Consider the following 8,432-nt stretch of genomic DNA (forward strand, 5'->3'; position numbering starts at 1 on the left):
CTACCTACCGTCCACAAAGGACGTCACTTCCGCCGAAATGCCCGACCTATGCCCACTTAGCCGCTTCCGCGCGTCCGTGAGGGGAACCCTGAGGGACTCAGAGTCCCTCAGGGTTCCCCTCACGGACGGCAAACCCTGTGCCGGCCTCGCCCACCCCCACGACCAGGACAGGCACACTTCGAACCGCACCTACAGTGCTGCCTTAAGTCCCTGGCATTGGAATCTGAGTCCGTGAAGGGGCCCCTCACGGACTTGCGCTGGTCGTGAGGGGAACTCTGAGGGAATCAGAGTCCGTGAAGGTGGCCCTCACGGATGGTTTATCGGCCGGGTAGGTGGCGCAGCAGTTTCATGCTCAGCGTCATGAATTTGGCCCACAGGGATCCCGGCACTCCCTTTGGTGGGCGCAATCCCATTCCTCGCTGCACGGCGATTGACTGTGGTTCCGTGTACTTCAGCAGGCCTTCTGCGCCGTTGCGGCGTCCGGCACCGGATTCCTTCATGCCGCCCATGGGGACGCCGACTGTTCCGAAGGTGGCTGCGTAGCCCTCGTTCACGTTGACCGTTCCGGCCTTCAGCCGGGCGCCTACTTCCCAGCCTGCTCGGCCCCTTCGCGTCCATACGCTTGCGTTCAGGCCGAACGGGGTGTCGTTCGCTCGTTCGATCGCGTCCGTGACGTCGGTGAAACCGTAGATCGAGACCACCGGTCCGAACGTTTCGGAGGCGAACGGCGTCATTCCGGGGCGCACGTTCGTCAGGATCGTTGGCTCGTAGAACAGCGGTCCGAGATCTGGGCGGGGGCGGCCGCCGGTCAGTACCTGTGCGCCCTTCGTTCGGGCGTCTTCCACGTGTGCGGACACCGTTTCCAGTTGGCTCTGCGAGGTCAGCGAGCCCATTCCGGCGTGGTAGTCCAGCGAACCGCCCAGGCGCAACGCTGCGGTTCGCGCCACGAATTCGCGGGTGAACTCTTCGCGGATGCTGTCGTGCACGTAGATCCGCTCCACCGACACGCAGAGCTGGCCCGCTGACGAGAAGCATGCCGTGACCGCGCCTGCTGCGGCCTTGGCAATGTCTGCGTCCGGCAGCACGATCATCGGGTTTTTGCCGCCCAGTTCCAGCGAGTAGCTGGTGAGGCGTTGCGCGATCCGGCCTGCCAGGTCCTTGCCGGTGGGGGTGGAGCCGGTGAAGCAGAGGTAGTCGCATTCTTCCAGCAGCGCGTCGCCGATTTGCGAGCCTCGGCCCAGCACGATCTGCCACAGGCCTGCGGGCAGTCCGGCTTCCTCGGCCACTTCCTGAAGCCACAGTGCGGACAGCGCGGTTTGGTTGTCTGGTTTCTGCACCACTGCGTTCCCAGCGACGAGTGCGGGGAAGACGTCCATCGCGGTCAGTGCCAGCGGGTAGTTCCAGGGGGAGATGATTCCGACGACACCCTTGGCATGCCGTAGTTCTCCGGCGCGGGTCAGACCTGGGATCACGCCGGGTGCGCGGCGCGGCGAGAGGATTTTCGCGCTGTGTTTGCCGTAGTAGGCCGCGACCAGCACGGTGGCGCTGACCTCGTCGAACGCGTCGATTCGGGCTTTTCCGGCTTCTACCTGGACCAGGTCGAGGACTTCTGCTTGGCGCGCAAGAACCAGGTCGTGCAGTCGCAGGAGGAACTGTTGCCGCCGGGTCACCGGCAGTGCGGCCCACTCGCGCTGAGCATCCCGGGCGGAGGCGAAGGCGGCGCGTACTTCGGCGTCGTCGGCCTGGGGGAGCGAGGTGATCGGCTGTCCGGTGAAGGGCGCGGTCATCTGCACTGGCGCGTTGTCGGCGCCGCCGGTCACGCGGGCGGTCAGCGCTGCCGCGCGGGCCGCGGACGGGGCGCCTACTACCCCGCCGACGGTTGCGGGCAGGGGCTGGCCGGTGAGGTTCGCCGGGGTCGTACTCGTCATCGAGCGCACCTTCTTCCGTGCGGGGCCGGGTGTTACCGACGAGTACACCATACCGGCGGTATGGAAACTAGTCGCCCGAATACAGCAGCACGGCGATCCGCTTCCACTCTTCCAGCAGCTGACGGCGCCGACGCGGATCGCCGCCCAGTTCGGCGTCCAGGGCCAGTCCTCGGGTGAGGTTCACGGTGAGCCAGAACAGCATCTCGGCGCGTTCTTTCGGCAGGTCGCCGGCGACTTCGCTGATGTGCTCCAGTGTCGCCCGGCCCAGTGCGCGGTCGACCGGACGGATGGCCGCGCGCAGTTCCGGGTCGGTGCGGGCGGCGACCCACAGCTCGGTGACCGCGGTGGACAGCGTGCCCGAGTAGCCCTCCCACAGCAGGTCGATCGCGGCCGCGACGCCGGACGCGCCGCCCGGCAGCGAGCCGAGCGAGGCGGCGAGCTGGGTGCGCAGCTTGGTGGTCAGGTGCTCGACCGCGGCGGCCATCAGCTCCGCCTTCGTGGCGAAGTAGTGCTGTACCGCGCCCTTCGAGACGCCCGCGCGGGTGCAGATCTCCTGCACCGACGCCCGCGAATACCCGATGTCGACCAGGCAGTCGATCGTCGCGTCCAGCAGGGCGGTGCGCGTCTGCTCGCGGCGTTCGGCCTGGGTGCGGTGTCCCCGGGCGACCTCAGTCATCGCGGCTCCTGCTTTACGTACCGGACGGATGGGATGTACATTCCGCTCAGAACTTACCTGCCAAGCGTCATGTTTTCCAGTTCGCGGGAGGCCCAGCCGTGCCGTTGCAGACCCAGAAGAGCTCGTGGAGCACCACCGAACTCGAGGACCTCCGGGAACTCTCCCGGTCGTTCCTGCAGAAGGAATTCGTGCCGAACCAGGAGCGCTGGGCGGCGGAGAAGAAGCTCGACCGCGAGATCTGGACCAAGGCGGGCGAACTCGGCCTGCTGTGCCTGTCGATCCCGGAGGAGTACGGCGGGGGCGGCGGCACCTTCGCGCACGAAGCCGTGCTTTACGAGGAGCAGGCTCGCGCCGGCGACAGCGCGTGGGGCGTAACCGTCCACAGTGGAATCGTGGCGCACTACATCCTGGCGTACGCGTCGGAGGAAAAGAAGCGCGAGTGGCTGCCGAAGATGGCCACCGGAGAGATGGTCGGCGCGGTCGCGATGACCGAGCCGGGCACTGGTTCAGACCTTCAGAACATCAAGACCCGTGCGGTCCGCGACGGCGACCACTACGTGATCAATGGCGCGAAAACCTTCATTACCAACGGTTTCCACTCCGACCTCGTCGTGGTCGCGTGCAAGACCGACCCGGACGCCGGCGCGCAGGGCGTGTCCCTGATCGTGGTCGAGACCGACACCCCGGGCTTCCGCCGCGGCCGCGTGCTCGACAAGGTCGGGCTCAAGGGGCAGGACACCGCCGAGCTGTTCTTCGACGACGTCCGCGTGCCCGCCGCGAACCTGCTCGGCGACGCCGAGGGCCAGGGCTTCATCCAGCTGATGCTGCAACTGCCGCAGGAACGGCTGATCATCGCCGTGACCGCGGTCGCCGGGCTGGAAGCAGCGGTGAACCTGACCATCGACTACACCAAGGAGCGCACGGCGTTCGGCCGTCCGATCTTCAACTTCCAGAACACGAAGTTCAAGCTCGCCGAGGCGGCGACGGAAGCCGCGGTGTCGCGCGCGTTCCTCGACCAGTGCATCGAACGGCACCTGCGCGGCGAACTCGACGTGCAGGGCGCGGCGATGGCGAAGCTGTGGACCACCGAGCGGGTGAACAAGGTCGTCGACGACTGCCTGCAGCTCTTCGGCGGATACGGCTACATGACCGAGTACCCGATCGCGCGAGCCTGGGCGGACGTGCGGATTTCGCGGATCTTCGGCGGAACCAGCGAGATTATGAAGGAAATCATCTCCCGCACGCTCTGAACCTGTTGCTGCGAAAGGACTTCGCTGTGAAACAAGGTCCGCTCGCCGGGCTGCGGGTGGTGGAGCTGGCCGGGCTCGCGCCGGCTCCGTTCGCCTGCATGATCCTGGCCGACCTCGGCGCCGACGTGATCCGCGTCGACCGCGCCACCCCCGGCGCCGACGTGCTCGGCATCCCGAACGACCCGCTCTCCCGCGGACGGCGCTCAGTCGGCGTGAACACGAAAACGCCCGAGGGCGTCGAATTGGTGCTGAAGCTGGCCGAAAGCGCCGACGTGCTGATCGAAGGCTTCCGGCCGGGCGTCGCGGAGCGGATGGGCATCGGCCCGGAGCAGGTGCACGCACGCAACCCGCGGCTCGTGTACGGCCGGATGACCGGCTGGGGCCAGGACGGTCCCCTCGCGTCGGCGGCCGGGCACGACATCAACTACATCGGCGTCGCCGGTGCGCTCGACCCGATCGGCCGGGCAGGCGAACGCCCGGTGCCGCCGCTCAACCTGGTCGGCGACTTCGGCGGAGGCGGCCTGATGCTCGCGATGGGCGTGCTGGCCGCGCTGCACGAGCGCACGACGTCCGGGCGCGGCCAGGTCGTGGACGCGTCGATGGTGGAAGGCGCGGCGCTGCTGACCACGAGCCTGCACGGAATGCGCGCGGCAGGCGTGTGGCCGGGGGAGCGCGGCGAAAACCTCCTCGACGGCGGTGCCCCGTTCTACGACACCTACGAGACCGCGGACGGCAAGTACGTCGCCATCGGCGCGATCGAGATGCGGTTCTGGGCTGACCTGGTGAAGGTGCTCGGGCTGGAGAACGAAGACCTGCCGATGCACGTCGACCAGAGCCAGTGGCCGCGGTTGCGCAAGATCCTGGAGGAGGCGGTCGGCCGGTTCACGCGCGACGAACTGGTCGCGCGGGCGGAAGGCACCGACGCGTGTCTCACCGCGGTGCTGTCGCCGTGGGAGGCCGCGGAGCATCCGCAGAACGCGGCGCGCGGAACGTTCGTGGACATCGGCGGCACGGTGCAGCCCGCGCCGGCGCCGCGGTTCGACCGGACGCCCGCTGCCACGCCGGAAGCGCCGCACGAGAAGGGCTCGGACACCGCGGAAGTGCTGGCGGAGCTGGGTTACGACGAGGCCGGGGTCTCGGCGCTGCGGGAGGCGGGTGCGGTGTCGTGAGTGTTGATCACGGTTCTAACCGTGATCAACACTCACGACGGCAGATCGGAACGGATCACCGAGTAGAGGATGTGATCGCGCCACTCGCCGTCGCGGAAGTCGAACCCGCGCAGCACTCCCTCGCGGGTGAACCCGGCCTTCTCCAGCGACCGCTGCCCGGCCCGGTTGCCGACCTCCGTGCTGGCCTCGACGCGGTTGAACTGCGTGTGCGCGAACAGGTAGCGCACAAGCTCCCGCTGCGCCTGCGCGCCGAGGCCGTGCCCGCGCGCCTCCGGCAGCAGGACCATGCCGATGTTCCAGCAGTAGGTGTGCGGGCCGGTCCGCGTGCGATGCCACGACACGAGCCCGAGCGGGCGTTCGTCGAGCGTCGGGACGAGCATGCCGTTGTCGGTGGTCAGCATGCCGTTGTCGCGCCAGAGCCGCCGGATGTAGCCGGGGTCGTGCCAGCCGAACCACTGGTGCTCGCCGACCGTCTCCGGGTCGTTGGTCAGCGCCTCCAGCAGGCCCAGGTCGGACTCGCGCACCGGGCGGAGAGTCACTGCGCCGTCGTCCATCGGCGGAGCGTACCGGGGCGCCGTCCGGGACTTGATCACCCGTTGGTGGCCGGGGTCACCCGGTCGTGAGCTTCCGGCTGGATCGGGGGCCTGCGACGGGCCATTCCGGCGCGTCGTCATTACAGTGGGAGCCGACTCTGCCGAGGCGGGGCCGGCCGTCCGACCGGACGCCGGGTGAGCGGAGGGGACGAAGACATGTCGAGCGGCCTGAAGAAGATCGTCGTCATCGGAGTGGTCGCGCTCGTGCTGTTCTTCCTGATCACGCAGCCCACCAGCTCCGCGGCCTTCGTGCACCGCGTGCTCGGCTGGCTCAAGGACGGCGCCGAAGCGATCGTCACCTTCTTCAAGAGCCTCTTCGCCTGACCCGGGCTTTCCCCGCCGCCGGGCTGCCTCCGCGCGCCCGTCCGGCCACCTAGTCACGCATCGTCACCGGATCCCGGGATTCGGGCACTTCGCTCGACCATCCGGGTGGATTGGCCCCTGAAACCGCCTGGTCACGGAATTTCCGGGGTCCGGGGTATGGCGGAGAAAGCCGGTGCCGCCCTACGGTGCTCACATTGCGTGATCAGCCGGTTCTCCGGTCCCCCGGGAACCGGGTCACGGCGGGTATTCGGCCCGGTCACGCGTGGGGTGCCAGTCGTGGACGCGCAACGGGGCAGGCAGGTCGAATGCCTGCCCGTCGGGGACCGATGAGGAGGCAGGGATGACCGGAGATCCCGGAGTGGAAGCGTTGATCCGGCAGTGGTCGGCCGAGCGCGAGAAGACCCCGGAGGAGCAGGAGGTCGACCGCATCGCCTCGGCCTGGCTGGCCGACGCGCCCGCCGCTCCGCCCGGCATTCCCGGCCAGCGCGCCCGGTCCGGACCCGCCCGCTGGGCACCGGTCGAGGCCGCCGATCCCGGCTACCTCGACGCGATGCGCGCCCGGCTGCCGGAGGTCCCGGAAGAACTGCTCGTCGCCGCCGCCGGCTGGTGGCAGATGGTCGGCGACGTCGCCGAAGCGCAGCAGTGGTGGGACGCCGGAATCAGCCCGCTCGACCAGCGGGCTCTGGACTACCGGGCGGCCGGTCTCGCGCCGTCCGACCTCGCGCGGCGGCTCGGCCCGATGACGGTGTTGCAGCACCTCCGTCGCGGCAGTGCGCCCGCCTGGTGCGTCGCGCGGCTGGCGCGGCAGCAGAAGCCTGCTTGACAGTCCGCCGGACCGCCCGTGATGGACCGGGCGGCTGGTCTGACCTCTTCTGAGATGGTTCGCGCGTCTCGCGCGGCGAAAAAAAGCCTGTTTGGCAGCTGTGTTGCCTGGTCGGTGAATCGGCCAGGCAACACGGCGAAGCGGCCGTCGCGGTGCGGTGGAAGCACTTCTTGCCCAGGAGTGCCGGAAGCCGCATGCGGCGGACGTCTTTATCTGACGGTGTTGCCTGGCTGAGGCCGCACACCGCAGCAGCGGTCGAAGCTCGGCGAATGCTTGCTTGGCGGGACCGCGCGGCCGGTCGGCCAACCCACTTCGGCGTGGGGCTCCTGGTGTTTGTGCGGCGGCAACCGTCCACCAGCCGGAACCCGGATTACCCGGCTGGGTGAACCGGCGTGGCGGGGGAACTGGCGATGCGTGCGTAACGCTAACCTGCGCGGGCTCGTTGAGTGTTGCGAACCCCCAAGCCATGCTGGAGGACCGGAGTTTCGTGCCCGCCACCGGACAGACCCCCGACACCGCGCAGACCGGGGACGAGACCGCGGCTCCCGCTGCCGCCCCCTCGCCCGCTCGCCGCGGCCACGGTGCCGCGCTCGCGGTGCGGCTCGCTGTCGTCGTCGCGGTCCTCTCGGTCGCGGGCGGCGGGGTCTGGATCGTCACCAGGGCGTCCGCCCCGGAGGCCAGTCCCACCACCACCGACATCCCGGCGCTGAGCGTCAAGGCGGTCGACGTCAAGCCCGGTTCGATCGCGCCGGTCAGCGCCGTCGCCGCGGGCGGGGCGGCGGACCAGGGCACGGCACCGCAGTCGGTTCGCCCGACCGGCGGCGACCCGCTGCAGGGCTGGGCGGACAAGGTCGCGCCGGCCACCGGCATCCCGGCCCGGGCGGTGCGCGCGTACGGCAACGCGGAACTCGCGATGCGCGAGGTCGACCGCGGCTGCCACATCTCCTGGGCGACGCTCGCCGGCATCGGCCGCATCGAGTCCAACCACGGCCAGTACGGCGGAGCGGTCCTCGGCGCGGACGGCCGCCCGTCGAAGCCGATCATCGGCGTCCCGCTCGACGGTTCCTCCGGCGTCCGCGCGATCAGCGACACCGACGGCGGCCAGCTCGACGGCGACCCGGTCGCCGACCGCGCGGTCGGCCCCATGCAGTTCATCCCGAGCACCTGGCGGAAATGGGCGTCCGACGCCACCGGCGACGGCCGCGCCGACCCGCAGCAGATCGACGACGCCGCCCTCACCGCCGCCCGCTACCTGTGCGCGGGCGGCCGCGACATGGCCAGCCCCTCCGGTTGGTGGGCGGGGATCCTGTCGTACAACAACTCGACGGAGTACGCGCAGAAGGTCTTCGGCCTGGCCGACGGCTACGCGAAGGCCGCGCAGAAGGTCCAAGCGGGCTGACCCCCGCCCCGCTGGTACCTCGCGCACTCCGCGCTGCTCCCCGACCGCGGTCCGTGAGGGGAACCTTCACGGACTCTGAGTCCCTCAGGGTTCCCTTCACGACCCGCCACCGGTTCGTGAAGGGCTCCTTCCCGTACTTAGATTCAATGCCAGGAACTTAGGCTGCTCTGGGTTGTGCTGTCGTGGTGGGTGTGGTGGCTGGTGCGGGGTGGACCTGGTAGCTGGTTTTGTTGCTGGTCGGCTGCCGGGTTTTGCCTCGGTAGGGGTAGC

The 8,432-nt window shown here is 69.3% G+C and carries 8 protein-coding genes; 5 read left to right on the forward strand and 3 right to left on the reverse strand.

Annotation, left to right across the window (positions count from 1 at the left end):
• Positions 1 to 317 precede the first annotated feature (317 nt).
• Both D0D37_RS44935 and D0D37_RS44940 read right to left on the reverse strand, forming a co-directional pair.
• On the reverse strand, positions 318 to 1,928 hold the full coding sequence (locus D0D37_RS44935) for a succinic semialdehyde dehydrogenase (protein ID WP_116206669.1): 1,611 nt from the start codon (positions 1,926 to 1,928) through the stop codon (positions 318 to 320).
• Positions 1,929 to 1,995: 67 nt separating this feature from the next.
• Positions 1,996 to 2,604 (reverse strand): TetR/AcrR family transcriptional regulator, encoded by a 609-nt coding sequence (locus D0D37_RS44940; protein WP_067595111.1) that lies wholly within the window; start codon positions 2,602 to 2,604, stop codon positions 1,996 to 1,998.
• 98 nt (positions 2,605 to 2,702) lie between these two features.
• Between D0D37_RS44940 and D0D37_RS44945 the strand changes: the two genes are divergently transcribed.
• Together D0D37_RS44945 and D0D37_RS44950 are read left to right on the forward strand one after the other, a co-directional pair.
• A complete protein-coding gene (locus tag D0D37_RS44945) occupies positions 2,703 to 3,854 on the forward strand; it encodes an acyl-CoA dehydrogenase family protein (RefSeq protein ID WP_116206670.1) in 1,152 nt (383 codons plus the stop codon).
• Between the two features lie 26 nt (positions 3,855 to 3,880).
• Positions 3,881 to 5,023: a CaiB/BaiF CoA transferase family protein gene (locus D0D37_RS44950; protein ID WP_116206672.1), complete on the forward strand. Its 1,143-nt coding sequence runs from the start codon at positions 3,881 to 3,883 to the stop codon at positions 5,021 to 5,023.
• A 32-nt stretch (positions 5,024 to 5,055) separates the two neighbouring features.
• On the opposite strand, the gene D0D37_RS44955 is transcribed toward D0D37_RS44950, so the two are convergent.
• Complete coding sequence (locus tag D0D37_RS44955) at positions 5,056 to 5,577, reverse strand: GNAT family N-acetyltransferase (protein ID WP_116206673.1); 522 nt, start codon at positions 5,575 to 5,577, stop codon at positions 5,056 to 5,058.
• Positions 5,578 to 5,772: 195 nt separating this feature from the next.
• On the opposite strand from D0D37_RS44955, the gene D0D37_RS47255 reads away from it, so the two are divergent.
• The 3 genes from D0D37_RS47255 to D0D37_RS44965 all read left to right on the forward strand — a co-directional run bounded on the left by D0D37_RS47255 (position 5,773) and on the right by D0D37_RS44965 (position 8,162).
• Positions 5,773 to 5,940 (forward strand): hypothetical protein, encoded by a 168-nt coding sequence (locus D0D37_RS47255; protein WP_167493656.1) that lies wholly within the window; start codon positions 5,773 to 5,775, stop codon positions 5,938 to 5,940.
• Between the two features lie 340 nt (positions 5,941 to 6,280).
• A complete protein-coding gene (locus tag D0D37_RS44960; RefSeq protein WP_116206671.1) occupies positions 6,281 to 6,763 on the forward strand; it encodes a helix-turn-helix transcriptional regulator in 483 nt (160 codons plus the stop codon).
• A gap of 466 nt (positions 6,764 to 7,229) precedes the next feature.
• Positions 7,230 to 8,162: a lytic transglycosylase domain-containing protein gene (locus D0D37_RS44965; protein WP_208720557.1), complete on the forward strand. Its 933-nt coding sequence runs from the start codon at positions 7,230 to 7,232 to the stop codon at positions 8,160 to 8,162.
• The last annotated feature ends 270 nt before the right edge of the window (positions 8,163 to 8,432 follow it).

The sequence above is a fragment of the Amycolatopsis circi genome, from assembly GCF_003385235.1.
GTDB classification, from domain to species: Bacteria; Actinomycetota; Actinomycetes; order Mycobacteriales; family Pseudonocardiaceae; genus Amycolatopsis; species Amycolatopsis circi.

What these genes read in the sequence shown, in the direction of transcription:
- D0D37_RS44955 (WP_116206673.1), bottom strand. Translation starts at nt 5,577, where the DNA reads ATGGACGACGGCGCAGTGACTCTCCGCCCGGTGCGCGAGTCCGACCTG.
- D0D37_RS47255 (WP_167493656.1), top strand. Translation starts at nt 5,773, where the DNA reads ATGTCGAGCGGCCTGAAGAAGATCGTCGTCATCGGAGTGGTCGCGCTC.
- D0D37_RS44960 (WP_116206671.1), top strand. Translation starts at nt 6,281, where the DNA reads ATGACCGGAGATCCCGGAGTGGAAGCGTTGATCCGGCAGTGGTCGGCC.
- D0D37_RS44965 (WP_208720557.1), top strand. Translation starts at nt 7,230, where the DNA reads ATGCTGGAGGACCGGAGTTTCGTGCCCGCCACCGGACAGACCCCCGAC.
- D0D37_RS44940 (WP_067595111.1), bottom strand. Translation starts at nt 2,604, where the DNA reads ATGACTGAGGTCGCCCGGGGACACCGCACCCAGGCCGAACGCCGCGAG.
- D0D37_RS44935 (WP_116206669.1), bottom strand. Translation starts at nt 1,928, where the DNA reads ATGACGAGTACGACCCCGGCGAACCTCACCGGCCAGCCCCTGCCCGCA.